The sequence below is a fragment of the Dietzia alimentaria 72 genome, assembly GCF_000226215.1.
In the GTDB taxonomy this organism is placed as follows: domain Bacteria; phylum Actinomycetota; class Actinomycetes; order Mycobacteriales; family Mycobacteriaceae; genus Dietzia; species Dietzia alimentaria.
In genome coordinates this window covers 167479-193079 of sequence record NZ_AGFF01000003.1, presented here as the reverse complement: position 1 = coordinate 193079, position 25601 = coordinate 167479, and the positions used below count along the sequence as shown (strand labels likewise).

General features: G+C 64.2%; 23 protein-coding genes and 1 riboswitch. Of the genes, 16 read left to right on the top strand and 7 right to left on the bottom strand.

The features are described 5' to 3' along the window. Positions 1 to 203: 203 nt before the first annotated feature. Positions 204 to 1493 carry an alpha-hydroxy-acid oxidizing protein gene (locus tag ON04_RS01210; RefSeq protein ID WP_029457431.1) on the bottom strand — a complete coding sequence of 430 codons (1290 nt, stop codon included), beginning with the start codon at positions 1491 to 1493 and terminating at the stop codon, positions 204 to 206. A gap of 79 nt (positions 1494 to 1572) precedes the next feature. On the opposite strand from ON04_RS01210, the gene ON04_RS01205 reads away from it, so the two are divergent. The 6 genes from ON04_RS01205 (at position 1573) to ON04_RS01180 (ending at position 7803) form a co-directional block, all read left to right on the top strand. Then, complete coding sequence (locus tag ON04_RS01205) at positions 1573 to 2871, top strand: DUF2254 domain-containing protein (protein WP_010539742.1); 1299 nt, start codon at positions 1573 to 1575, stop codon at positions 2869 to 2871. 27 nt (positions 2872 to 2898) lie between these two features. Further along, a riboswitch (cobalamin riboswitch) is annotated at positions 2899 to 3091 on the top strand. 40 nt (positions 3092 to 3131) lie between these two features. Further along, on the top strand, positions 3132 to 4259 hold the full coding sequence (locus ON04_RS01200) for an iron ABC transporter permease (protein WP_010539741.1): 1128 nt from the start codon (positions 3132 to 3134) through the stop codon (positions 4257 to 4259). Beyond that, entirely contained in the window at positions 4256 to 5071 is an 816-nt protein-coding gene (locus tag ON04_RS01195) for an ABC transporter ATP-binding protein (RefSeq protein ID WP_010539740.1), read from the top strand. Before ON04_RS01200 ends, ON04_RS01195 begins: the two co-directional genes overlap by 4 nt. Further along, positions 5068 to 6141, top strand: coding sequence for an ABC transporter substrate-binding protein (locus ON04_RS01190; RefSeq protein ID WP_010539739.1), 1074 nt, complete (start codon positions 5068 to 5070; stop codon positions 6139 to 6141). Before ON04_RS01195 ends, ON04_RS01190 begins: the two co-directional genes overlap by 4 nt. A gap of 129 nt (positions 6142 to 6270) precedes the next feature. Beyond that, positions 6271 to 6876: an SIMPL domain-containing protein gene (locus ON04_RS01185; protein ID WP_238529187.1), complete on the top strand. Its 606-nt coding sequence runs from the start codon at positions 6271 to 6273 to the stop codon at positions 6874 to 6876. Positions 6877 to 7131: 255 nt separating this feature from the next. After that, complete coding sequence (locus tag ON04_RS01180) at positions 7132 to 7803, top strand: hypothetical protein (protein ID WP_010539737.1); 672 nt, start codon at positions 7132 to 7134, stop codon at positions 7801 to 7803. Between the two features lie 225 nt (positions 7804 to 8028). On the opposite strand, the gene ON04_RS01175 is transcribed toward ON04_RS01180, so the two are convergent. From ON04_RS01175 to ON04_RS01155, 5 genes are all read right to left on the bottom strand, one after another. Continuing rightward, positions 8029 to 8628: a hypothetical protein gene (locus ON04_RS01175; protein WP_141564574.1), complete on the bottom strand. Its 600-nt coding sequence runs from the start codon at positions 8626 to 8628 to the stop codon at positions 8029 to 8031. A 313-nt stretch (positions 8629 to 8941) separates the two neighbouring features. After that, positions 8942 to 10072, bottom strand: a complete 1131-nt coding sequence (locus ON04_RS01170; protein ID WP_010539735.1) for an NAD(P)/FAD-dependent oxidoreductase — start codon at positions 10070 to 10072, stop codon at positions 8942 to 8944. Positions 10073 to 10211: 139 nt separating this feature from the next. Further along, positions 10212 to 10514, bottom strand: coding sequence for a putative quinol monooxygenase (locus tag ON04_RS01165; RefSeq protein WP_010539734.1), 303 nt, complete (start codon positions 10512 to 10514; stop codon positions 10212 to 10214). A gap of 8 nt (positions 10515 to 10522) precedes the next feature. Next, complete coding sequence (locus ON04_RS01160) at positions 10523 to 11080, bottom strand: type 1 glutamine amidotransferase domain-containing protein (RefSeq protein WP_010539733.1); 558 nt, start codon at positions 11078 to 11080, stop codon at positions 10523 to 10525. 1 nt (position 11081) lies between these two features. Further along, complete coding sequence (locus ON04_RS01155) at positions 11082 to 12248, bottom strand: glutathione-independent formaldehyde dehydrogenase (protein ID WP_010539732.1); 1167 nt, start codon at positions 12246 to 12248, stop codon at positions 11082 to 11084. Between the two features lie 672 nt (positions 12249 to 12920). Here ON04_RS01155 and ON04_RS01150 point away from each other — a divergent pair. Both ON04_RS01150 and ON04_RS01145 read left to right on the top strand, forming a co-directional pair. Continuing rightward, on the top strand, positions 12921 to 15110 hold the full coding sequence (locus ON04_RS01150) for an ATP-binding protein (RefSeq protein WP_010539731.1): 2190 nt from the start codon (positions 12921 to 12923) through the stop codon (positions 15108 to 15110). Positions 15111 to 15674: 564 nt separating this feature from the next. Further along, on the top strand, positions 15675 to 16373 hold the full coding sequence (locus ON04_RS01145) for a hypothetical protein (RefSeq protein ID WP_029457423.1): 699 nt from the start codon (positions 15675 to 15677) through the stop codon (positions 16371 to 16373). Between the two features lie 221 nt (positions 16374 to 16594). Here the strand turns inward: ON04_RS01145 and ON04_RS01140 are convergent, their stop codons facing one another. Then, positions 16595 to 17569 carry a GIY-YIG nuclease family protein gene (locus tag ON04_RS01140; RefSeq protein WP_141564573.1) on the bottom strand — a complete coding sequence of 325 codons (975 nt, stop codon included), beginning with the start codon at positions 17567 to 17569 and terminating at the stop codon, positions 16595 to 16597. A 638-nt stretch (positions 17570 to 18207) separates the two neighbouring features. On the opposite strand from ON04_RS01140, the gene ON04_RS01135 reads away from it, so the two are divergent. From ON04_RS01135 to ON04_RS16915, 8 genes are all read left to right on the top strand, one after another. Beyond that, entirely contained in the window at positions 18208 to 19479 is a 1272-nt protein-coding gene (locus ON04_RS01135) for a reverse transcriptase family protein (RefSeq protein ID WP_010539728.1), read from the top strand. Between the two features lie 641 nt (positions 19480 to 20120). Next, entirely contained in the window at positions 20121 to 20747 is a 627-nt protein-coding gene (locus ON04_RS01125) for a recombinase family protein (protein ID WP_029457418.1), read from the top strand. 110 nt (positions 20748 to 20857) lie between these two features. Further along, positions 20858 to 21799: a hypothetical protein gene (locus ON04_RS01120; protein ID WP_141564572.1), complete on the top strand. Its 942-nt coding sequence runs from the start codon at positions 20858 to 20860 to the stop codon at positions 21797 to 21799. A gap of 319 nt (positions 21800 to 22118) precedes the next feature. Further along, positions 22119 to 22409, top strand: a complete 291-nt coding sequence (locus tag ON04_RS01115) for a PLD nuclease N-terminal domain-containing protein (protein ID WP_010539725.1) — start codon at positions 22119 to 22121, stop codon at positions 22407 to 22409. Positions 22410 to 22625: 216 nt separating this feature from the next. Continuing rightward, positions 22626 to 23258, top strand: a complete 633-nt coding sequence (locus tag ON04_RS01110) for an Abi family protein (RefSeq protein WP_010539724.1) — start codon at positions 22626 to 22628, stop codon at positions 23256 to 23258. Positions 23259 to 23492: 234 nt separating this feature from the next. Beyond that, positions 23493 to 23753, top strand: coding sequence for a ribbon-helix-helix protein, CopG family (locus ON04_RS01105; RefSeq protein ID WP_029457416.1), 261 nt, complete (start codon positions 23493 to 23495; stop codon positions 23751 to 23753). Next, positions 23750 to 23989: a hypothetical protein gene (locus ON04_RS01100; protein WP_238529186.1), complete on the top strand. Its 240-nt coding sequence runs from the start codon at positions 23750 to 23752 to the stop codon at positions 23987 to 23989. Before ON04_RS01105 ends, ON04_RS01100 begins: the two co-directional genes overlap by 4 nt. A 363-nt stretch (positions 23990 to 24352) precedes the next feature. Continuing rightward, positions 24353 to 25600 (top strand): hypothetical protein, encoded by a 1248-nt coding sequence (locus tag ON04_RS16915; RefSeq protein WP_238529185.1) that lies wholly within the window; start codon positions 24353 to 24355, stop codon positions 25598 to 25600. Position 25601 lies beyond the last annotated feature (1 nt).

Sequence of the window (25601 nt, the reverse complement as noted above, 5' to 3'; positions counted from 1 at the left end):
AGTGGGCAGGAGGGTGGCCCGTGCATCGTCCGCCATCGAGGCGTCTCTTCCGGGAATCTGCGGGGGTACCGCCTTGACCGCCGGAAGAACTTCCGGCTGACTTTACTGGACACCCCGGTCGCCAAACGATCCCGAATAGCTCCAACGCCGCGTTTTGTGAGACATCCCACACTAACGTGAGGGTGACCTCAGGTAGATGACCGTCAGGCCAGCAGACCGGCGTCGACCTCGCCCCACGAGCTCACCCCGGACAACGACATGGTCAGATCGATCTCGGCGAGTATGTTGTCCAACACCTCACCGACGCCACGGCGGCCGGCGATCGCCAGACCGTAGAGGTGGGGGCGCCCGAGAGTGACCGCATCGGCCCCGCACGCCATCGCTTTGACGACGTCGGCACCGCCGCGGATCCCCGAGTCCAGGAGCACGGTCGGCTCGGATCCCACCGCCTCACGGACCCGCACGAGCGCATCGAGCGAGCCGATCGCACCGTCGACCTGCCTGCCCCCGTGGTTGGAGACCATCACCGCGTCGACACCCGCGTCGAACGCGCGTCGCGCATCGTCCGGGTGCAGGACACCCTTGAGGACCACCGGAAGGCGCGTACGCTCCCGCAGCGTCGCGATGTGCTCCCAATTCAGGGCGGGATTAGAGAAGGTGTCGAGGAAGGTCTGCACTGCTGCGCGGGTCTCGGGCGCGCGGAGGTTGTCGACGAGTCGTCCCGGCATGTTGCGGGCCATCTCCACCAGGGTCTTCACCGCCTGCGGCGTTACCGTCACCGGGGCTTCCTCCGCATCCGCGGCTAGCCGCTCGGCGACCAACTCGGCGAACCGAGCGTCCGAGGTGTACTGGGCGATGCCGACCCCACGCGTGAACGGCAGGGAGCCCAGGTCCAGGTCCCAGGGCCGCCAGCCGAGCGTCGTCGTGTCGAGCGTGACGACGAGTGCTCCCGCGCCGATCGCCTCCGCGCGGGCGATGAAGCTGTCGACGAGCTCCTCGTCCTTACTCCAGTAGAGCTGAAACCACCGGGGAGACGAACCCATCGCCGCGGCGGCCGCCTCCATCGGGGAGGACCCCTGCGAGGACAGGATGTAGGGCAGGCCCCGCTCCGCAGCCGCCGCTCCCACGTCGATGTCGGCGTCCCGGGTGATGAGCCCGGCAGCGCCTATCGGGGCCACCAGGACCGGGGCGGGCAGTCGTCGGCCGAACAATTCCACCGAGAGGTCGCGCTCTGAGGTGTCCCGCAGCATCCGCGGGACGATCTGACGGCGGTCAAAGGCTGCACGGTTGGCGTCCATCGTCGCTCCGGCGCCCGCCCCGCCATAGATATACGCCCACGCCTTCCTACCGCCCGGCCGGCGCGCCAGTGCACGCTTCGCCGCGGCCTCCAGCCGGCCGGCCCCCGTCGGCACCTTCGGTGTGATTCCGGAGATGCCCGCGCGATAGATGACGTTCTGACGCGCGCGGCCGAGGGTGTCCTTTGCTGCTGACATGACGTGAGCGTATCGAGCCACAGCCCCTCTCGTAGTCCGTCGCGCGGATACGCTGGGCAGCACCATCGCGAGGAGAACCATGGCCAAGCTTCGTTTCAGACTCCGCCAGATCAGCTTGCGCTTCTGGTTCCTGCCCGCGGTCATGACCCTCACCGCTCTCGCACTTGCTTTCCTGGGGACGTGGCTGTCCCGAAACCCGGTCACCGCGTTGTCGGCCGGTGACGGGGGCGCGGCAGGCTGGCTCTACGACGGCGGGGTGGACGGATCCCGGAGCGTCCTGTCCGCGATCGCGAGCAGCTCGATCGGAGTCGGTGGCACCGTCTTCTCCATCACGATCGCGGCCCTGTCCTACGCCGCCGGCTCGATGGGTCCGCGGCTGCTCCAGAACTTCACCGAGGACCGTGGGAACCAGGTCACCCTGGGCATCTTCATCTCCACGTTCGCATTCAGCCTCTACAGCCTGCGCACGGTCACCGGCGGTGACGAGGGGCCACCATTCGTTCCGTATTACAACGTCACCCTCGCTCTGGTTATGGCGCTCGGCTGCATCGGCGCACTTGTCTACTTCATCGACCACGTCACCAGGTCGATCAACACCACTCGAGTCGTCAACCTCCTCACCTCGGACCTCCGGTCCTCCCTCCTGTCAGCCACCGAGCCGAGCGACGCCGAGCGCACCGCGTTGCCAGCACCGGACGAGGAGTTCTGGTCCGGTGCCGAGACCCTCTACGCCCGCAAAGGTGGGTACCTACAACTGGTCGACCATGAGGGGCTGGTCAACCTCGCCGTTGAGTCCGACTCGACGATCCGTCTACTGGTCAGGCCCGGCGACTACCTCTACCCCAACTCCCCCATCGCCGTTGCCTTGCCGAGCGTTCCCGACGGCCTCTATGCACGACTCACCGTCGGCACCTCGCGCACTCAAGACCAGGACGTGGAACACGCCGTGCGACTGCTCGTCGAGGTGGGCACACGCGCCCTGAGCCCGGGCACCAACGACCCGTTCACCGCGGTCGACGTCATCGACCGATTCGGCGACGCGCTGTGCACCCTAGAGGATCGTCGCTGGCCCACCGGGGTTCATGCCAGGGACGGCGAGGTCCGACTGGTCGCGGCAACGTCCGACTTCACGGGCCTGGTCGACGCGATGTTCGACCAGATGCGGCAGTTCGGGGCCGGCGCGCCGGCTGTCAGCATCCGGATGCTCGACGTCCTGGCGGTGGCCGCGCGAGTACTCGACGATCCCGAACGTCGCGCGGTTCTCGCCCGGCACGCCACCAAACTCCGCGACGACGCCCTCGACGGCACCCGCAACGCGGACGATCGGGTCACCATCGAGCGCCGACACCGCGAGGTTCTCGAGGCGGTCGGGCAGTGAGCCGGTGATCACGGGGCTCTGTTACCGTCGAGCCCGGAACCGACCGCATCCGGCGTCCCCCCGGGGATAGACGGATGCCAGGGAACCCGGTGAGACTCCGGGACTGGCGCGCAGCGGTGTGGGGTACCGAACCGGCAGAAAGCCACTGGAACTTGTTCCGGGAAGGCGCCGCGGAGGGCAGATCCCGAGTCCGAATACCTGTCGGTTCCGCGACATCCGAGTGAACCTCGCGCACAGGTTTTGAAGAGACAAGGTCACACGTGTACTCCACGTATGAGCCCGTCGACGTTGAGATCAACGCCGGGGCTGAGCGGGCGGCCGCTGCATCGCCCGCGCCCCATCGATCGTCACGCTCGGCCCGCAGGCTCCCCCCGATCCCCTTGGCGATCGTTCTCACCCTGCTGACAGCGACCAGCGTCGTCAGCTCGGTTGCCTTTGGCGCCGAGCACATCCCGGTCAGCGACGTCTGGCGGACGGTATGGGCGGCGGTCACCGGCGGCGAAGCCGAGCGTGCGCACTCCATCATCATCCTCGACCTGCGTCTACCTCGATCAGTGCTCGCCGCCGTGGTCGGGGCGGGCCTCGCACTCGCCGGGGCCGCGATGCAGACCCTCGTGCGCAATCCACTCGCCGAGCCGTATCTCCTCGGAGTATCCGCCGGGGCCGCAGTGGGCGCCACGGCCGTGATCACCGTCGGTTTTCTCGGCGGCCTCGGCGTGTGGGCCCTGTCGGGAGGGGCGCTGCTCGGCGCACTGGGCGCCACCGTGCTCGTCTACGCGGTGGCCAGTGCGACCGGCGGACTCACCGCTCTGCGATTGATCCTCGCCGGTGTCGTGCTGTCATCGGCGTTCACCGCCGTGTCGTCATTCCTGGTTTTTGTGGCCACCGACTCGCGCTCGGCCGAGACGGTCATGCACTGGATGCTCGGCAGCGTCGCCGGGGCGACCTGGTCCAAGGTGCCCCTCGCGGCGGGGGTTGTCGCGGTGGCGCTGGCAACGGGTCTGGTGCTGCACTCGTGGCTCGATGCCTACGCGACCGGCTCGGACACGGCGGCCTCGCTCGGGGTGCCGGTACGCGCTCTCCGCATCGGGCTCTTCGTATATCAGGGCCTGCTGGTGGGGGTGTTGGTCGCGGTGGCCGGAGGCGTCGGGTTTGTGGGACTGATCATCCCCCACGCAGCACGGCTGGTCGTGGGTGCCACCCATCGGGCCATGCTCCCCGTGGCCGCAGCGGCGGGTGCGCTCTTCCTGGTGTGGGTGGACGTGCTCTCCCGCGTGATCGCCGCCCCCCAGGAGATGCCGCTGGGCATCGTCACCGGGATCATCGGCGCTCCGATCTTCCTGCTGCTGATGGGCCGCCGCGCCTACGCGTTCGGGAACGCGTCATGACGGGGACGGGCGGCGTTCGCCTGGCCGCAGATGAGGTGTCCTGCGCCAGGGGAAAGAGGGTCATCGTCTCTTCGGTCGACCTCGATGTCCCGGCGGGTTCCAGGCTCGCCCTGGTCGGTCCGAACGGCGCCGGGAAGTCGACGCTCCTGAGAGTGCTGGCCGGCCTGGACAGCCCGGTGTCGGGTTCGGTGACCGTCGACGGCGAGGACCTGCACCGGATGCGGTCCAGGCAGCGTGCGCGGTTGATCGCGGTTCAGGGCCAAGAGGAGGCGCCCTCAGCCGAGCTCACCCTCTCCGAGGCCGTGGCGCTCGGGCGGACGCCACACCGCACGCCGTGGGCGCTGGGCGAGGAGGGCGAGCAGGCCATCGTCGATCAGGCGTTACACGCCGTAGGACTGGCCGGCCGAGGGGATCAGTCCTGCATGCGGCTCTCCGGCGGTGAGCGCCACCGGGTTGTTCTTGCGCGGACACTGGCCCAGCGCACCCCGCTCCTCATGCTCGACGAACCCACCAACCACCTCGACGCCGCCTGGCGTCTGCGATTGATGGATGCGCTCGACACTCTCCGTTCCACCGTCGTGGCAGCTATCCACGATCTCGATCTGGTCCTGCGGTACTTCGACGCGGTCGCTGTTGTCCACGACGGCCGGATCGTCGCGTACGGGCCACCTGTCGAGACGTTCACCGCCGACCTCCTCGACGAGGTCTTTGGCGTTCGAGGGGACATCATCGCCCACCCCCGGACCGGACGACCCCACCTACTCATCGGGGACGCGGTCGCCACCACCACAGAAAGCAGTACTCATCCATGAAACGTTCGGTCATCACAGCAGGCCCTGCGCTGGCGATCACGCTGACACTAGTTTCCGCATGCGGTTCCGCTGCCACGGAAACCACCGACGGCGGGTCCGGTGGCGAGGTCACAGTGGTCAACTGTGGTCAGGAAGTCACCTACCCGGAGACGGTGGACGAGCTGTTCGCCTATGACTCGGGCATCATCTCCATCGCGTTGTCGGCAGGTGCGCGTGAACAGCTCAGCGCGGTAGCCGGAGCCTCCGCGGACGAGGATCTGCTGCGACTCGCCTACCGCGACCAGATCGACGGACTCAACGAGGTGACGGGCAAGGGGCCGACCCTGGAAAACGTTGTCGCGGCGCAGCCCGACGTCATGTTCGCCGGCTGGAACTACGGGTTCTCCGAGTCACGGGGATTGACCCCGGACATCCTCGCCGGACATGACATCGGCGTCTACCAGCTCACCGAGGCGTGCCGGCAGTCCGAGGGCGAGGCCCAACGCGGGACTATGGACCCGTGGGCGGCACTCGACACGGATTTGCGCAACATCGGCACCATCACCGGAAACGCCGACACGGGCGCGGCAGCCGCTGACGAAGTTCGCGAGCGCCTGGACGCTCTCACGGCCCTACCGGCGCCGGAGGAGAAGCCGACCATCTTCCTGGTCGACAGCACCAGTGACACGATCTTTTCCTCGGGTTCATTCGGCGGCCCCCAGGGGATCATCGACGCCGCGGGAGCCCGAAACGCGGCTGAGGACATCGCGGACACCTGGACCAGCGTCAGCTGGGAGCGCCTCGCTGCCGAAGACCCGGACGTGATCGCCTTCGTCGACTACGGCGAGCAGACGGTGGAGGACAAGATCGCCGCACTTAAGGCTCACCCCGCGAGCCGGGGCCTCAAGGCCGTGCGTGAGAACCGCTTCGTCAACCTGCCCTACGGCATGTGGGTCTCGAGCCCCCTCAACGTCGACGCGGCGGAGACGATCCGCGCCGTCCTGGAAAAGCACGGGCTCGCACCCCACACAGCCCTGACCCCGCGGTTGGACGTGGCTGAGCTCGGACTCGGCGGCAACGACTGGCTCTGAAATTACGGATGCCGACTCGTTTGTGGGCCATAGTGACGTATGGCCCACATACGAGGATCCGTTGCCGTTGCACTCTCCGCCGCCGCACTGTTGCTGGCCGGCTGTTCGACCTCGAGCGAGGAACGGCCGGTGATCACCACGCAGGGCACCGGTATCGTCAACGGGGCCCCCGATACCGTCACTATCGTGCTCGGTGTTGAAACCCGGGCGGCCGCAGCCACCGCCGCGATGGCGGAAAACGCGGAACTCGCCGGCGCCCTGATCCAGACAATCAAAGACCAGGGCGTCGACGACGAGGACATCTCCACCATGAACCTGTCGGTGCAGCCCAACTATCAGCCGGCCGGCACGATCGACGGATACACCGTCACCAATCAGGTGGAAGCCACTCTTCGAGATATCTCGCGGAGCGGAGACTTGATCGATGCCGCCGCAGGCTCTGCCGGCGATGCCATCCGGGTTCAGCAGTTGACGTTCTCGATCGCCGACGACAGCACCTTGAGGGCCGAGGCTCGGGCCCAGGCGGTCACCCAGGCACAACAGCAGGCGCAGCAGATCGCCGATGCCGCCGGCTCGGAACTGGGTTCGGTGCACTCGATCGTCGAAGCCCCGGCTGACGGCGCCATACCGTTCCCTCAGGCGAGGGCGATGGCGGACAGCGCCGCCTCTACGCCCATCGAGGCCGGCAGTCAGGAACTGTCGGTCGAGGTCACGGTGACGTACGAGATCAACTGACGGAAGAAATAGTCAGGATCACTCGACGGGACGACGAGGTGCACTTCTCGACCACCCAGAATCCGTATTCGTGGCATACCCGCGGGTGGGCGCACAGTGAGGACGGTCGGCCTGAAGAACTGACGTCGATGTTGCAGGGATACGAGATCGAGGAGCTCGGCGGAATGTGGTACCGCTTTCACGGATGGCTGTGATCGATGCGCCAGCGTTACTGGTGCGGGCGCCGCAAAGATATGACGACCACGAGGAGTGGCAGTGGCAGAAGAGGTTCCGCACGACTCCCTTCCAGCCCAGTGGGCCCAACTCGCCGTTCTCGGACTGTTGGCCTGGTTCGTCGCGATGCTGCGAGGAGCTCTAGCTGGGGCCGCCGTCTGTCAACGAATTCAGGAGCGGTACCGCGCGGCCTACGGCGTCACGCCGGACGGGCTGGGATGCGCGGTGCCCGGTGCCGCATCCTGGGCACTGTCTGCGGTCGTGATTTTTGCCGTGGCGGTCTGGTGGGGTTCCGGTCGAGGATTTCCGACCGCACGGCTTCGTCTCGGTCGGTCGATGCTCACCGTTGCAGGAGTGTGGTTCGTCGTCCCCGCGGTGGTTTTCTTCGTAAGCGGTACTCAAACTGGTACCGAGGACCGGGCTTGGGTCCTCGGAATCGGAATGGCGTACCTCGTAGCTTCGCTCAGCGCTGGAGTGGGCGCGTGGCCGGCAGGAATCCTTCTCAAACCCGCTGCGGCTTTTGCCACGCTTTTCGCAGGGGCTCCGATGCTGCTGTATCCGGTCCACGAGATGTTCGGCGTCCTCGTGGCCTGTGTTCTCACCGCCCCGGCTCTCGGCCTGGCGTTCGCGGCCGCACTGTCTTCACCGAGCAGCAAGCGGCGCAAGGTAGGCGGGCGGGAGGGGCCAGCGCGGTCGAGGCCGCGCGCGGAGTGAATCAACTAGACAGATGCTCTGGCCGCAGGGGCGGGCAAGCACCTTCTGCCCAGAGGTGATGCGACGCCGATAACCAGTCCTTATGACAAGCTAACGGTGCCGAGTTGTCGCTCTCGAGAACTCGACACTCGATCCCAAGTTAAGAAGGCGCGACTGACCGACCAGTCCGGTGCCAGTCCCGGCTTGACCGACCGCCTTCACTACCGGCACGGGGTGCACGCCGACTTACCGAATCCCGTCTATGGGCACGGGCTCCGCGTTCGGGTCAATGACTGGCATGCCATTTCGGAAGGGAACGGCGTGCTCGATTGACTCCTTCATCAGGTCAACGGCGTTTCGGTCGGCGCTGATCTCCTGACGCCCATCGGGTGAGGTCCGCCCATTCGTGCGTGGCTCCTCTGCGATGGCGACAGACATTGGCAGAATTCCGGAGTCTGGCAGAACAGACAGGAGATCGCTTTCTCTTGATGAAATAGTGGAGAGCACATATGTCTCGCCAGGACTAACCGGAACCTCCGGGAGTCCAGAGGTCGGGTTAGAGACGAAGATCATAGGAGGAAACATCACTTCGACGTTGTCGGGGACTTCGCCTTTAAGCCGCTCGACCACCTTGACGGTGGCGCGGCCTTCGGGCTGGACCATCTCGACGAACTCATCACTGTCTTCAACCGGGATCCTCGCCCTAAATGTTTCGCTTTCTTCCAGTCGAACCGAAATGACTTCTGCCACAAATACCTGGTCGGCAGCACCGGCTACCATTTGTGGGTTTGATGTATCCCACGCCATCAGTGGGTGGCCTGGGCTCCAATTCTTCCATTCACTCATACGCTCCAAGCCCTTCAAGACCATCTCTCAGCAGCGCCAGCTGCGGGAATCTCGCGGGATGGCGGTAGCGGATCCTGCGGCGGCGGAGCGATGGCTGAACGCGGTCGGCTACCGCGAGCGGATCCCGCAGTGACGGATCCCGCTGCGGCACCTCCGCGTACCGATCCTCACGATGAAGACACCCCATGACAAGGTGGTTGAGCCTGTGACTGCTGTTCAGCCGCGACTTTTGGGCTGGCCCAGGGCGGGCTGCCGTTGTCCTCGACGAGGAGACGTTTACCCATTGAGTGCGTCCGTTCTGGGGTCAGGCGAACTATCGCAGCGCTTCGCCGAGGCGAGCGGCGGGCGTGAGGTCGGCGGCGAGACCGCCGCCGGTCGCAGCCCGGGCAAGAGCGCGACCCAGCGCAGGTGCCTGCTTGAACAGATTGTGACCGGCCACAAAAATGGCAGAGCCTGCCTCCCACACGGCCACGCCGTCCTCGCTCCATGGGAGGTCGGTCACCCAGCAGTGAAGAAAGTCGCGCGGCTCTGGGTGGAGACCGGGCAGCGCCCGTGTCACGTATTCGCGCGCGCGTTCGTCCAGCGATCGAATCGCCGCAGGGTCGATGAACGTTCCGTCGTCGCGGACGCCGACGGTTTCGCTGAGTCCGACCGAATAACTGCTGTTGCCCGGTAGCGGCGTCGCGTACACGCCGACTTCGCCGAAGACGCCGCTGCTGTCCTGCAGGCACGCGACTCGTGCCGGGGCGGCGGCTTTCACGTCGAAGGTCAGCCGGACGTGTGCGGCAAGGCGAACCGGCAGCGACAGGCCGACGCTGCGGGCCAGGCGGGCGGTTTCGCGGCCGGCGCACACGACCACCTTGGAGTAGACAGCCCGGTCGGTGACGCTGCGCACCTCGACCGTCCCATCGGCGCGGGGATCGATGGAGATGACCTCTGCGGTGGTGACGGCATCTGCGAGGGCACCTGCGAGTGCCGTGATCGCGGTGCGGGTGCGGATCGCGCCGCCCGACTCGTCGAGCACCGCTGGCCCCGAGTACCCAGCGAGCAGCGGCATTCGCTGGGCGAGCTCGGCTGCATCGATCTCGTGCGCTTCCACGCCGCCGACCTGGTCGAGCACCCGCAGCCGCGCCAGGGCGCTCTCGCCGATCGCCACGACACCGTCTGATGAGACCAGCTCGACGTCGAAGTGTTCGGCCCACTCATCCCATACACCGCGGCTTTCGCGCGCGAAAGCGACGAGTCGCGGGTCGTCGTGGGCATGCCGGAAGATCCGCGACTCGCCCGCGGACTGACCCGTTCCGGGCAGACCGGCCTCGTACAAGCGCACCGGCACGCCCTGCTCCCGCAGCGCGTACGCCGTCGACAGACCGACGATCCCGCCCCCGATCACTGCTACCTCGGGTGAACGCGTCGGGGCAACGTCGTCGTCAGTTACTGTCATCGCGGTTCCTCGATCTGTTAGGGATGGGCGATAGGCCGCAAGAGAAGGGGCCGCTGCCACGACGTCAACGGGCTGTGTCAGCCCGCTGACGCCGCGCAGCGACCCCTCTGCTCGGGTCTCGCGCCCCTAATCCGTGGGGTCAGGCGGGGAGTTTGGAGCCCAACACGTCGAGCTTCTCGATCGTGGGTTCGGAAAACAGCGTGCCGGCGTTTTCGCCGAGCGCTTCCGCCACGGGTCCGGACAGGTGGGCATCACGTCCGGCGTCGTCCGGAAAGACGTCGAAGATCCCGAACGAGGTCGGCCCGAGGCGGATCGCGAACCACGCGGTGGTCGCCGGCTCTCCCTCGACAAGCCCACGGCCGCTGTCGAGGAAGTCCTTCACCTCGTCCTCCTTGCCGGGCAACGCGTCGAACCTGACCAGCAGTCCCTTTGTCACACTCATGATGTCTCCTATTCCTTTGTCGTGGTGCCCGCGAGTTGGGACACGAGCGCGTCGGAGAACGCCGGCAGGTCCTCCGGCGAGCGGCTGGTGATGAGATTCTTGTCGACCACCACTTCCTGGTCGACGACGTTCGCGCCGGCGTTGCGCAGGTCCGTGCGGATGCTCGGGAAAGACGTCAGGGTGCGACCGGTGGCCACGCCGGCCTCGATCAACGTCCACGGTCCGTGACAGATCGCCGCCACGGGCTTGCCACTCTCGACGAAGTCCCGGACGAAGGAAACGGCGTCCTTGTCGACCCGGAGCTGGTCGGGGTTCACCGTGCCGCCCGGAAGCACCAAGGCGTCGTAATCGCCCACCGAGGCGTCGGCGACCAGCCCGTCGACGGTGAACGTGCCCGCTTCATCCAGGTCGTTCTTACGGGCCTGGATCTCGCCGTCGTGGATCGACAGGACCTCGGTCCGGGCCCCGGCCCGGTCCAGTGCCTCGCGGGGTTGCTCGAGCTCGACGCGCTCGACCCCGTCCGCGGCGAGGATCGCGACCCTCTTGCCCTGCAGATCTGCTGCCATGTCAGTTCACCTTCTTTCCGCTGGACATACCCGGCTTGATCACGACCTTGGTCCAGCCCTCGGACCTGGCGTCGAAGTTCCTGTAGGCGTCGGCGGCCTCTTCCAGCGAGATCTCGTGGGAGACGATCCAGGACGGCTTCGCCTTGTCAGCCGCGATCAGGTCCCGAAGCTGGCGGTTGTACCGCTTGACCGGGGCTTGACCGTTGCCCATGGTCTGCCCCTTGAACCAGTGGGTGCCGAAGTCGATGGCCGCCTTGCCCTGCTTGGCCAATTCGCTCTTGGCCCCCGGGTCCTGGGGGACGAACACGCCGACGGTGCCGATCCCGCCGGTGAAGCGCACCGCGTTGATGAGCATGTTCAAGGTGGCCGCCGTGTCTTCGTTGCCCTGAGGATCATGGGCCTGATAGCCCACGCACTCGCAGCCACGGTCGGCTCCGAGCCCCATCGTCTCGTCCAGCACCGCCTGCACCGGGTCGGTCTTGGAGTCGTCGATGGCAATCGCACCGATCTGCTCGGCCAGCGCGAGCCGGTCGGGGTGGCGATCGACCACCATGACCTTCGCAGCCCCCTTGATCGTCGCGGACAGGGCGGCCATCAATCCGACCGGACCCGCCCCAGCGATCACGACGCTGTCGCCCGGGATCACGCCGGCCATCTCGGTGGCGTGGTAACCGGTGGGGAAGATGTCGGAGAGCATGACGTAGTCGTTCTCCTTCTCCTGCGCATCCTCACCCAGGCGCAGCGCGTTGTGGTCGCCGAAGGGGACCCGGAGCAGCTCCGCTTGGCCTCCGCCGTACGAGCCCATGTCCGCAAATCCGTATGCCGCACCGGCGGCGGACGGGTCAGGCTGCGTGGTCAGGCAGTAATTCGTCAGACCACGCTCGCAGTTCTTGCAGAACCCGCACGAGATGTTGAAGGGCAGCACGACCCGGTCGCCCACCTTGACCTTCTCCACGCCCTTACCGACCTCCACCACCTCCCCCATGTTCTCGTGGCCGAACGTGCGGCCCTCCTCGAATGAGGTCCGGCCCTCATACATGTGCAGATCCGAGCCGCAGATATTGGTCGTTGTCACCTTGACCAGCACATCGGTAGGACGTTCGATCTTCGCGTCCGGAACATCCGTGACCGCGACATCTCTGGGCCCCTGATAGACGACAGCCTTCATAGCGAGTCTCCAATGGTTGTGCGTGGCAAACCTCTGACTTCCTCACACTCACACGGGGACGATGCCGCGTCAACTGAATGGAGGCCGTCAGGCTACGCCTCACGCCGCCCAACAGACGCCACCACCGCAACCGCCCCCGACCAGCTACCCCAAGGACTCACAGGGTGAACCGCTGTGAAGATCCAGGCCCTGCGGGTGCAGAAACACCAACATAAGCGGAGATCCTGCCGCATACCCGACAGTGAACGTGGAGTGTAGGTGCGCAGTGACCCGACCTCGAACCGGCATCCGACGCCCACTGGCCATCGCCGCCTTCACATCAGCCCACTCGACCACTGGCCACCTCCCCCACCTACCACCCACTGTGGCAGACACCCGCACCGCGGTCGTGACTACGCCCGATGTGGGGCGAACGGACCCGCGCCCGCCGCCACAGCAGCAAGAGTCGGCACGCTTCCGGCGCCGAAAGTTAGCCCATGTCCGATATCCAGTCCTTATGACAAGTAAAACCAGGCGAGGTGTAGATCACGCGAGCCTCGATACTGCTCCGAATCGCTCGCACATTCATCAGAAAAGCAACTGCAGACGTCCCGCGCCAAAGTCCCGAATCCGTATGTCGTCCATCCCTACGAATTGGCTCCCCTCTCCTCTAGGTTGGTGGACATGAGAAAAATGAACGTCGCACTTAAGAACTGCCATGGCATCCGTGAGCTTGACGCGTCGTTCAGCTTCAAGAAGGGCAACGCCGTCGCGGTTTACGCGCCGAACGGCACGATGAAGACCTCCCTTGCCCGGACCTTCAAAGACCTCGCCGACGGTCAGGCCACGATCGATCACATGTTCCCGTCTCGCGAGACCGAGCGCAGTGTCAGCGACGAGAACGGCGACGACCTAGATCCCAACGATGTAGTTGTTGTCCTGTCCTATGACGAGGAACTCGGTCCGACCGAGTCCACTTCGACACTCCTCGTGAACCCCAAGCTGCGAAAAGAGTACGAAGGACTCCAGGTCGATCTCCTCGATGCGCGCGACGACCTAATCACTGCGCTAAAGGCGCAGTCCGGTACAAAACAAGACGTCGTCAGCGCCTTGTCTCGAGTATTCACTCAACAAGACGGCAAGTTTTTCGAGGCGATGGTCCGCATCAGTTACGAAGTCGAGCAACTGGAAGACGCGAGGTACGCCGACCTGCCGTACGACATCCTGTTCAATGACAAGGTCGATGCCGTCCTGCGAACGCCCGGAGTCCAGTCGGAACTGGCCAAGTACGTCACCCGTCTGAACGAACTCCTAGACGAATCCAACTTCTTCAGCCGCGATTCGTTCACTTTCTACAACGCGACCAATGTGACGAAGAGCCTGGGCGACAACGGGTTCTTCGCGGCGAAACACTCGTTGCTCCTGCATGGGGAAGACGAGCCGCGCACGGTGACAAGCGATGCGGACCTGAAAGCGCTCATCGCCGAGGAGAAGAAGCGCATCACTGACGACGATGTGCTGCGCAAGAAGCTCGACGCGGTCGAGAAGGTTCTGGAGAAAAACGCGGATGCGCGTCGGTTCTTCGACTTTATTGCGGGGCGGGAAGATCTCCTGCCGGAGTTCGCCAACGTCGACTCTTTCCAGCAGAACGTCTGGAAGTCGTACTTGAAGGCGGACGAGGACATCTTCCAGCGCGTCGTGAAGTGTTTCAAGAGCACGGAGGCACGACGCAAGGAGATCGAGGAGCAAGCGGCGCAGGAGAGCACCCAGTGGGAGAAGGTCATCCAGATCTTCAACGACCGGTTCTTCGTGCCGTTCCGACTCAGTGCGGAGAACAAGCACCGCGTCATGCTCGGCCAGGAGGCGATGCTGAAGCTGGTCTTCGAGTTTGAGGAGGGCGGAGAGTCCATCGCCGTCGAGCGGGACGACCTGCTTGCGGTGCTCAGCAACGGTGAGAAGAAGGCCCTTTACATCCTCAACGTGCTCTTCGAGATGGAGGCGCGAAAGGCTGCGGGACGCGAGACACTGTTCGTAATCGATGACCTCGCCGACTCATTCGACTACAAGAACAAGTACGCCATCATCCAATACCTCAAGGAGATGGCGGATCACACGGATTTCAAGCTTGTCCTCCTCACGCACAACTTCGACTTCTTCCGAACATTGGTCAGCCGTGGCGTCGTCGGCTACAACCGGTGCTTCATGGCCCAGAAGGGCGGGGCGAGGATCGTGCTCAACCAGGCGGAGCACGTCAACAACCCGTTCATCCTCGGCTTCAAGCAGCACTTTTTCACCAACGGGATGCAGCGCATCGCTTCGGTCCCCTTCGTGCGGAATATTCTTGAGTACACCAAGGGGATCGACGACGAGGATTACATCGTGCTCACGTCGCTCCTCCATTGGAAAGCCGACTCCGCTTCGATTACGAACGGGGACCTGGACCGGATTTTTTCCGAGACGTTCCACGGACAGAAGGGAAAAACCTGGGGGTCGCCGGCAGACTCCGTGATGGACCTGCTGTGCCAGCAGGCCGACCAAGCCCTTGTGGCCGATGAGGGTGTCAACTTCGAGAACAAGATCGTGCTGGCTATCGCCACACGGATCCTTGCGGAGAAGTACATGGTGGCCGAGCTCAATGACCCCGGATTCACCGATGCCATCAAAACCAACCAGGCCCAAGTGCTGTTCCAAGAGTTCAGAAGGCGCGGACTCGGTAACCCTGGCGCTCAAGAGGTACTCGACGGCGTCGTGCTCATGACACCGGAGAACATTCACGTAAATTCGTTCATGTACGAACCCATCATCGATATGTCCGACGTGGCTTTGAGAGAGCTTTACTCGCAGGTAAAGCGCCTCGGATCCTCCCAGTCAGCGGGCAGATGAACGCCAGAAACCTGGCCCAGATGTGAAGCACTAAATGATTTTCTGCCCTCGGTGTACCGACCAATCTGTGCTGGTCAACGGAGCCGGTAAAGAGGCACCCCCCTGCCGGATCGTCGCAAAAAGATCACAAACGGCACTAGAGCAGCGGAGGCCCCCGTGCACACGGGAACCTCCGCCTACGACATTTTGCGTCAGCGGCAAGCTGGGGCGCCTCTCTCCGAGTACGTACGTAGCCCATACGAGGGGCCCGCCTGCATCCTTCGAAACGCGTGCGCGATCTGACCGGGCCGCGCCTACCCAACTGCCGGGACGGCCCCAGGAACATGCGCTCCATGAAGGGGCTGCCGCAGCTATGACGCTACAGCCCCCGGACCTCATTGGCTACGCTCGGAGGCATGATAATGTCGCTAGCGTGGATTTGACCCCGCGTTAAACCGTAGCCCAATGTAATAGCAACATGATCGGGGCGTTGTGAGCATCTTGCAGCCGGCCAGTGAAGCTCGAGCGTTCGCGTCGAGGTTGGGCAACCGCGCGCGCATGGGTGCGCCAGTTCGGCGAGCGTTTGTGACCATCGGCGAGGGGCAGCTCCAGTCGCCCATGGGCTCACTGATGAGCAGCACTGGCGCCGGCGGCGGGGGCCGAGGCGGGCGCACACGGCTCGCCTTGCTACTGAGCCTCCTCTGGGTCGCCTCCGCTCCCCCTCATACAGCCTCAAGGCCGGCTCGATGGTGGGCAGAGATCATCGGACTCCCGGATCCGGCAATAAAGGGCGCCCGGTCGGTCTCCACCAACCTCCATGAACTCGACAGGCGTGGGTTCATCCTTCTCGAACCCGGTCGGCGGGGCTACAACTCAAAAGTGACGCTACTGAACGAAACGCCACCTCACGGCGACTACTCGCACCCCTACGCCGACGGCGGGAGCGGCTACTTCCGACTGTCCGAGAAACTGTGGACGCAGGGAATGATCGGGGACCTGGACGGAGCGTCGCTCGCAATGTTCTTGCTTCTGACCTACTACTACCGCGCCGAAACTCACGAGGCCGACGGAGTTTGGTTCAGCCCCAACTACTTCAAAGAGCGCCATGGCCTATCTGACACCACCCGAAATCGAGGCCTCCAAGGACTAGTCGCCTCGGGGGCAGCGCACATGCAGGAGAAGTTCATCGAAACGGAGATAGAGGGGCAGTACCGAACTTTTTCACGGCGGGTCTTCCGTCTGGACCCGCTGTACTACCCGCCGCCCCCCCGAGCTGCACGCTGACCAGCTTCGCCGGACCGATTTCTCATGTCGCAGGAGACGATCCCCTATCGCGGCCCGATCGCCGAGCGGATCAACTGGTCCAGAGCCCTGGTCGCAATGGTGCGTAAACACGTCGCACGATTTCGTCGCTCACAGCTCGGCCTAACGCGACTGTGACGTTGACCGGGCTGAGCTCCGCAAACGGGAACTTTCGAACATCGCGGTTCATGAGCATCGAAGTTCTAGCCGAGTTCATCTAGTGCATCGGCGACGAGCGTCTTCGAGAGGAAGTCAACAGCAAGGTAGTCGTTGTGGTTAGAGATCCACATCGAGGGACGACGCGCCATGAGTCGACGATTCAATTTGTATGCCAGGTCGAACAACTCATCGTCATGGGTAAAGAGTCGAGCCAGCTCCGCATCGACATCACCTCTACCTTCAGCAGTGAGTGCCTCAAGCTCGAAGCGCCACGACCAGACTGGCTCACTCTTGTAGGTACCGGGTGCTGCCTCACACCACGAGTGAGAGATCTCCAATGCCGTGCCAGAACGGTCCTCAGGCAACGCCACATTCATGGCCACCCATGGCTTGGCGTCTTCCCTCGACTCCCCGCGGTAGTAGGCATACAGAACCTCTAAGCCACCAACGTTGAGAGTGAAGAGCCGAGTCCTTCCAGCGGTATCCGGCATCGCCGTGCAGGTCCAAGAGGAGCCGGCGGTGGCAGACGGTGCAGGCATGGTCTCGGCCAAATAGACGCCGGCGAAAAGCGAGGCTGCCTCCGAGTGAGGGTCCAGGCCATAGTCGAGATAGCGACGGAGCTTTCGAGTGTCATGCTCGTCGCGCAGACGCGGACGCCTCGCACGGTCCACCGGGATCCTGATAGCCGGCACATCAGTGATGGTGACTTCAATGTCACCTCGCCCCCCAGGGAAGTTGGTTCCCAGCTTGTTGAGCAAATCCGTGTCCTGCTCCAGCTTGGAGATCATCGCCGACTCGGTCGCGTTCAGCGACTGGGGGTCGCACGGCGCGAACTCGAGGCGGACGATCGGGATGCCCGGACGCTTCCGTGTCCAATCCCGAAAGTGGTCTGAGAAGCGTTTTACGACGTCCCCAGTTTGTCCGACGTAGGCGAATCCGTCTTCGAACCGAAGTACGTAGATCCCGCACCTTTCTTGTGTCGGCAGAAAATAAGGAGCAAGACTGGCCAGATCAGTCATGTCATACGACTTGAACAAGAGTGGCGCTAGCGCGTCCGCGTCACCTGTAGCCATCTTTGCCTCCTGGAAAGTATCGACGGGCAAGTGGATCGCCTACCCCCAATGAATTCAACACTAGGCCGCAGGTACGACACGTATGCCGCTTGCGCCATGCTTCTAATCCCCGGAAGGCGCCAATGCACCGTTGGTGCGTCCTAGCTACTACCTAGTTAGATTCCATCGACGCTGGTGGCGAACTCCAGGAGGAAAAGCTAGGCGCCACCTGACGCCAAGGAATACGTATCGAAAAACTACAGTTTTGTGCGACAGCGAAGCGTGGACAGAACAGTGCCACGGTTCCTGGGCTTTTGTGGCCTTCCGGTGTCTCACCAATTCATCTCGGCGCACTGGGCTGGCGCCGAGGTCGTTTAAAGTAGTCGAAGCAAGCGCCCACCGAGGACTCACGCTGGCAAACTGAACTACGTGGACGGCGGGCAAGGTGAGAGTGGATCGATCCGATCCGTCTCAGGGGCAACCCCTGGGTACACATCACAGCAAGTTCCTGCGTCCGGTGCCGCACGGCACGCTCCGCGTGCGCAACGGCACCGCCAAGACGAGTTCCAGGTCACCTCGCCCGCCGGCCACCGTCTCGAGAACCGATGACCACACCCGTCCTGACTGCGGACGAGGTCAATGACGCCGCTGCCTGGTTCTCCCGCACCTACACCGGCTGGACCTGGCCCGAACTACTGAGAGCACTTGAATCGGTTCTACCGGCTGCCATCGCGCGAGACGCCCTCCCGGCGCTGCTCACGCTGTCGCCCGCCGAACCCCGGCACCCGGCGGAGTCCCTGCGTCGCGCCTTGAAGAAGTGGACCCAGCCACCGGCGCGACACCCGACCGTGCCCATGCCAGAGCCACCTCCGCGCGACACCATCGCCGACGGATTGCCGCAGCTCTACTCAGTGCCCGAGGTCGCCCAATGGCTGGACCTCACGACCGGAGAGCTCGAGTGGTTCACCGACCACGGCGGCTGGCTGCGCACAGCCCCGACCCGTCTGCGGCACTACCGGGTATGGACTCGCGAGAAGCGCGACGGTGTCCGCGTAATCGAAGCTCCCAAGCCGCGACTGCGCGAGGCCCAGCGGCGACTCCTGCGGCTATTGGTATCGCGCATCCCGGCGCACCCCGCGGCGACAGGGTTCATCCCAGGGTCCTCAACCGCTGATTTCGCCCGGCCCCACTCCGGGAAGGCGACCGTGCTGCGCGCCGATCTGCGCCATTGCTTCGAGAGCATCACCGCCCCGCGCATTGCCGAGGTGTTCCGTCGTGCCGGCTACCCGCCCGAGATCGCTCGGTTGCTGGCAGACCTGTCCACCACCGCGACCCCAGCCGACCAACTCGCCGGTGTGCCCGCCGAACACGCCACCTACCTGCGCGGGCGCCACCTCCCGCAGGGCGCACCGACGTCTCCACACTTGTCGAACCTGGTGATGCGCTCTCTGGACCGACGCCTCAATGGCTACGCCCGGGCCAATGGTTTGGCGTACACCCGCTACGGAGACGACCTGGCACTGTCCGGCGATGCGATGGATGCAGACCGCGCCCTGTGGGTGGTGCTCAAAGTGATCGCCTCCGAGGGATTCACCGTCCACGCGGGCAAGGTGCGCATCATGCGCCACCATCAACGGCAGAACCTCGCTGGCCTGGTGGTCAACGACCGGCCCCGCGTCAGTCGCAGCGACTACGACAACCTGCGCGCCCTCCTACACAACGCCCAACGCCACGGGGCCTCATCTCAGAACCACTCCGGACACCCAGAATTCCGCGCCCACGTCCTCGGCCTCATCGCCTGGATTGGCGCCAACGATCCCGCTCGCAGAGAACGCCTGCTGCACATGGCCAACGAAGTCGACTGGACACGCTCGTAGGTTTTCCGTTGCAAGACTGAACTCATGTCGGCCGGCTCGGCGCAGCAGTCGAGCCTCGGGACCATATTCAGGCTGACCGACGCGTTAGCCCCCACCCCGCGTAGTGAACCAGGGCGCCGATCAATGCTCCCAGTGCACCACCACCGAGGACAGCCGAGGCCATGAATCCAAATGGTGAGGGTGAGTCAGCACGAACGGTCGTGGAATCGAGCGGATGGTAGCTGGCTGTGTAGACCTCGAATGGCTGCGTCGCGAACCACCACAACGCCGCAGCGCCGACGATGCCGCACAAGAGACCAAGGCTGAGGAACACCAGCACAGTCGTGAGCGCAGACGTCGGACGTGGGTTCAAGATCTCTCTCTGACGTTGGACTAGGTCCGGGCACCGAATCGAACATTCGGCTCAACCGCGTGGATTTCGACAACCTAGCAGCTAGACAATCCGGGCCGGATCGCGCCATCCCGATCCCAGCTCCCCGCTTCCGAGGGTCGCAGCGACCGTCCCAGTTCCTTGGTAGTGGGACAGTCCCGGTCCAACCCGGGTTCCACTCGTCGGCAAGCAAGAAATGCGTCCCACAAGTAAGGCCCATTATTACGTCCTGCTATGGGAGTTCGGACGCAACTTTCGGTACGCCAACCGCATGGAGTTGGGGTACGCGCGGGTGTCGACGGCCAAACAAGACCTGGATCGGCAGATCGACGCACTGCGCCGAGAAGGGATCGAAGCCGATCGGATCTATGTGGACAAGAAGTCCGGGTCCACAGTCGACCGCCCCGGACTGCGCGCGGTCATGGAATACGCCCGCGACGGCGACGTCATCGTGGTGCACACCCTGGACCGCCTCGGGCGCATCGTGCGCGACACCCTGAACCTGATCCACGAACTTTCCGAGCGAGGGATCGGGATACGGAACCTGGCCGATCCGATCAAGGTCGACTCGTCCAACACGGACGATCCGATGTCCCAACCCGCGGTGGTGCTGCTGGCCCTGTTCGGACAGATGGAACGCACCTACACCCTCGAGCGAGCGGCACACGCCCGGGCCGTGGCCACCGCCAAGGGACGCCGAATAGGGCGCCCCTCGGTGGTGGATCCGGACAAACTGGCTTACGCCGAGCATTTACGGGAGTCCGGGCACACCATCGCCGAGATCGTCACCAAGACCGGCATCGCCCGCACCAGCCTCTACCGGCACCTGCCGCCCCGGCCTGTTGAACCGGTCACCGCCGGTTCGACGTCCGCGGGCCCATCCGAGCCGGCAACGTAAACTTTGGCGCAGATGCGATCGATATGGTGCGGTTCCCAAGCCCAGCGGGAGCGCAGTCACCAAGACAAGGCCTGGTCATGACATCAAGACGCGACTACATCGCGGCGGTCGTGACCGAGGAGTTCAGGCAGTCGCAGGACTGGGTCACTGTGGCCGGAGCCGTCGGCCTCCTCGGCATCTCATCGTTCGTCGTCGAAAAGCCAGTGGTCCGGGCAGTTCTTCGAAGCGTCAACGACAACCCGAAACTGCACCTGATCAGCGCCCACCTCGGCTATCGGCGCATGCCGAAACCCATCCCCGTCGAGCCGCTCCTTACCGAGATCTTTGACAAGCCAGACGCGTCCGATCGCGCCGCGGCGATGATGGAGTACCTCGTCGACATCACCGACCAGCCCGGTGACCGATCTGCCGAGGTCGGCCGCCAGGCGAGGTCTGATCTGCAAGACAAGACGTTGACTCTCATGCCGAATATCGGATCGCGGTGGGGACTGTGGTCATCAACTTCCTCCGTCCCAGGCGACTTCGACATCACCCCCGGAGAGCTATCCCCGGCAAACTTCAACCTCAGCAAAAATCTGACCGCCGCGCTTCGTCGATGGAACGACCTGTTCGACGACCACTTCACGGTGACTTTCGACCCGATCCAGTACGGGTGGGCGGGCTCGGTCGACGTCCAGCGATGGATCGAGGAAGGCGAAACAATCGCCGACGCCCTTGAAGCCGAACTGCCCGACTTCACCATCCACCGACGCTTCCGCGAGTCCGCGGACTACCCGCACCTGAAAGGTTGTGCCCTGATGCAATCAGCGAACGAGACGAACGCTTCAGACGTTCTCCGAACGGTCGAAGTCGCTCGACGCCGTGTCGACCCTCAAGCGAACCCGATTTCATCCCAGTGGATTGAGTCCCTACACAGCGAGCTGACGCTGCTCCAGGAAGCAGGCCGCCCATTTACTGTTGAAAATCTCACGGTGTCTCTCATCAATATGCTGATCCGGACCGAAACAGAGTGGACCGGCTCCCCCGTCTCCGAGGATGGAACAGAAGGTTGACCACTGGTTTCCGTCTTTCCTTCGCTCCGAAGCCAATCGCCCAGACGCCATCACTGGATGAGCTCAAGTAGGTGAGAAACTGCCGACTTCGATCGATACCCACAGGGGTGTAACTCTCAACTTCGTTTGGCGGCCTTCTCGCAACGTCCGTTCGCGGTGACGTTTGAAGGAACGGGCCTCCTTACTGAGGTAACCGGTCCTTCAGAAGCGATAGCAACGCTCCGCGTCTACCGTTCCCCTCGACCGCAAGTGGGCCGTGCCGTAGAGACAATCTCGACAGGCTACCGGGGCGGTGCACTGCAACGATAGGTTGATCGCGATGGACACGACCGTAGTTGCCGAGGCCGGACTGAGCGAATGCGTCCGAGAAGAGGCCTGCGATCCGAACTTCAGCCAGGTGTTTGCCATGATCGGCGCCGCGTGGCTACTCGTGGCGGTGTGGCTTGGCGTCAGCTTCTACGCAACGGTCGACATCCTCACCTCTAAGGTCGGCCTCGTGCACACCGTGTTGTGGCTACTCGCCGTCTGGATTCTGCCGATACTCGGAGCGATCGCCTGGATCAGGTATGCCGCCGTTACCGCTCGCGGCACCCAGCGCCCTCCATCATGACCCCGACACTTCCTACGCCGAGTCGGCCACAAAACCAGGCTGGATCCTCACCCTCCGAGCTGGCTCTAGACTGCCGAAATAGCAGTAACCCCGGGGGTGTGTACCGATATTTCGCGGCATTGACCTACCCGGGGCTTTCACAGCGAACATAACAGCAAACATGCTCGCAAACAAGCGCGACCGGACCCACCCAACGACGGAGAGTGACACCACCCGATGCAGGACCCCCAGGATCTCGCACGCTGGTTCTCCGCGCCCAGAATCTCCAGCTACCGCCACCACCCCGACCCCGCGGCACTCTACGGGTGGAACGCCCAGCTCGCAGCGGCCTACTTTGAGGTGATCGGGCATGTCGAGGTACTTCTACGCAACTTCATCAGCGACCGCTTAGCCGCGGAGAGCCCGCTCCCCCACTGGTACGAAGACCAGCAGGGCTACCAATTCACCAGCACAGCCCAGAAGAGCATTCGCAAAGCCCGCAGCAGGCTCCGCGACCCAGAGACCACCGGCCGAGTCGTAGCGGAACTGAGCTTCGACTTCTGGCGCTTCCTTCTCGTCCGAAACCACGAGGTCACCATCTGGCGTGTCCTTCGCCGCCACGGAATGGCCCACTACCCGCAACCCCAGCCCCGTCAGCCCTTCGAGGACCGCGTCCAACGCATCTACAAGCTCCGCAATCGGATCGCCCACCACGAACCCCTCATCCACCCCAACCCAGCCGAGGAGACCAGGCGCCTAGACCAGCTGTCCGCAGACCTCGACACGCTGGCTCGCTGGATCGACCCAGACGCCGCCAACTGGATCGCCTCCATCTCCCGGGTCTCCCAGGTCAGGTCGCTGCGGCCATGAGCAGAAGCCTCGGCTCTGCACCTGTCCCGAACCGCCCTCCAGAGCGGAACCCCCACAGTCCCGCTACCTCTGTGACCTCAATGAACCCTGTTCCTTAAACCCTGCTTGGGACCCCGTGGAACAGGGGAAACGATGGCGGCCCGCGATGCACCGCAAGGTGTACCCCAGTATGACGACACATGGCTCCTGTCCGAGCACTGTTGCTACCCACTGATTCGTATTACGATTGTCGGTATGGAGCGGAAAATTCAGCGGCAAGACGTATCGGACAAGCAGATTGACCACTGGGTCGATGAAGCCGAAACCGGCTATGACCCCGAGTGGCTGGGCAAGCGCCTGGGCCGGCCGGCGCGGGCCGAGCACGCCGCGAAGGTCGTGCCGGTCCGACTCACTGAGGCCGAACTCGGGGCCGTCATGGCTCGCGCTGAGCGTGAGCATCTCAACCGGTCTGAGGCAATCCGCCGGGCGCTTGCCCAGTGGGCCGCAGCCTCGTGATCATTCGCCAATCCGCACGCAAACACGGCATCACCGACGACGACATCCGCGCAGCACTGGCCACCCCTCTCCTGTCCGGCCCCCTTGACGACGACCATCCCCAACGGACACTCACGCTTGGCTTCAATTCTCAGGCCAGTGTTCTGGAATTGGTCGCCCTGCACTACGACGACGGAAGCACTGAGGTCATCCACGCGACGAAGGCACGCCGCACCTACCTCGATCTGCTCGACTGAAGCCCGGCCGCTAAAACACCCGTACCCCTGGCAATTACGCCCTCAAATAGCACGGGTAGGAGTGAGCAAGGCCGAGTCGATATCCGTGAGGACTGCACCCAGCCATCTCCTCATGGCCGAGAGTGGAAATTAGTTTTGTCCCACTTGCCAGTAGGTCGGGTTACCCTCCTGAGGGCCAGAAACATCCGGATATGGTCGTGTGCGAATCGGCGGTGCGCACCTATTCATCCGGGCCGAATCGGACATTGGCACCCGCTAGAGTCGGGGCTCGTGACCTTGCTCGCGTGATCTCGGTGACGCCGCGGGCAGATCAACAGCGGCGGTCCATTTCGGGCCGCGCGTCATTAGTCGTGGAGGTTGTCAGTGGCTCGTCGTCGTGGATTCCTTGCAGAGATGCAGCGTCAAGCCCGTCTGGCAGAGCAGCGGCAGCGCGCAGCAGCCCAACAGCAGGTGGCGGCCGCACGGCGCACTGAGCAAGCGCAGCGGGCCGCCGAGCGTGCACAGGTGGCAGCGTCGAGAGCGACGCAGGCGGATCGCAAGCGCTTGGAGCGCGAGGCACTCGCGGCACATGTCGGGGCGATGCAGGCTGAGGTGGAGTCGCTGAATATCGGCCTGGCTGAGCACTACGCGGAACTGGATGGGTTGCTCGAGGACACTCTCGGCGTGGACGACTTCGTCGACCTGGAGTCGTTGCGGGTGACGGCCCAGCACCCGCCGTTCCCTCGGGAAGACCTCCGCAGACCCATTCCCGTTCCGCCGCCGATCCCGGCGCCCCCGCTTCCCGTACGCCGTGAGGTCGAGGCGCCGAAGGGGCCGTTCGGGCGGAAGAAGAAGCTCGCCGCAGCCGAGGCCGAGGTCAATCGGCAGTACGCCGCCGACTACCAGGCATGGCAGGCCTCGACAGACTCGCTACCTGCTCGACATGCAGCACAGGCGGCGGAGCACGCGGAGGTCGAACGCGTTCGGTTACAGGCGCTGGCGGAGGCGACGCAGCAGTATGAGGCGGAGTCCGCTGAGCGGGAGCGTGAGGCCGAGGAGCAGAACGAGGCCCTAGACCGGCTGATCGCCGGTCTCGGGTATGGGACGGTCGAGGCGGTGCAGGAGTATGTCGAGCTCGTGCTGGCTAACTCCGTCTACCCCGAGCACTTCCCCGTGGTCCATGCGGCGGAGTTCGAACCGAGCACGGCGGAACTAACGCTCCGCGTCACGATGCCCGGGCCCGACACCGTGCCAACGATCAAGGCGTACAAGTACACGAAGTCGCTTGACGGAGTCAGCGAGACCCAGCTGTCGCAGAAGGCCGCCAAGGACCGCTACGCGGGCATCGTCCACGCTGTCGCGCTGCGCAGTCTCCACGAGGTCTTCGAGGCCGACCGCCGCGGGCTAATCCGCAGCATTTCACTCGAGCTGGGAACCGAGACGATCAGCCCCGCCACGGGCCGTGAGACCTATGTTCCGTTCGTCGCTGTGGCCGCCGATCGCGACTCGTTCAGCGAGCTGGACCTCTCGGCGATCGTTCCGGCCGCGACGCTCCAGCATCTCGGCGCGGTGGTCTCGAAGAACCCGCACGGCCTTGTCCCGATCGACTCGTCCGGCATCCGGCGCCTGTGAC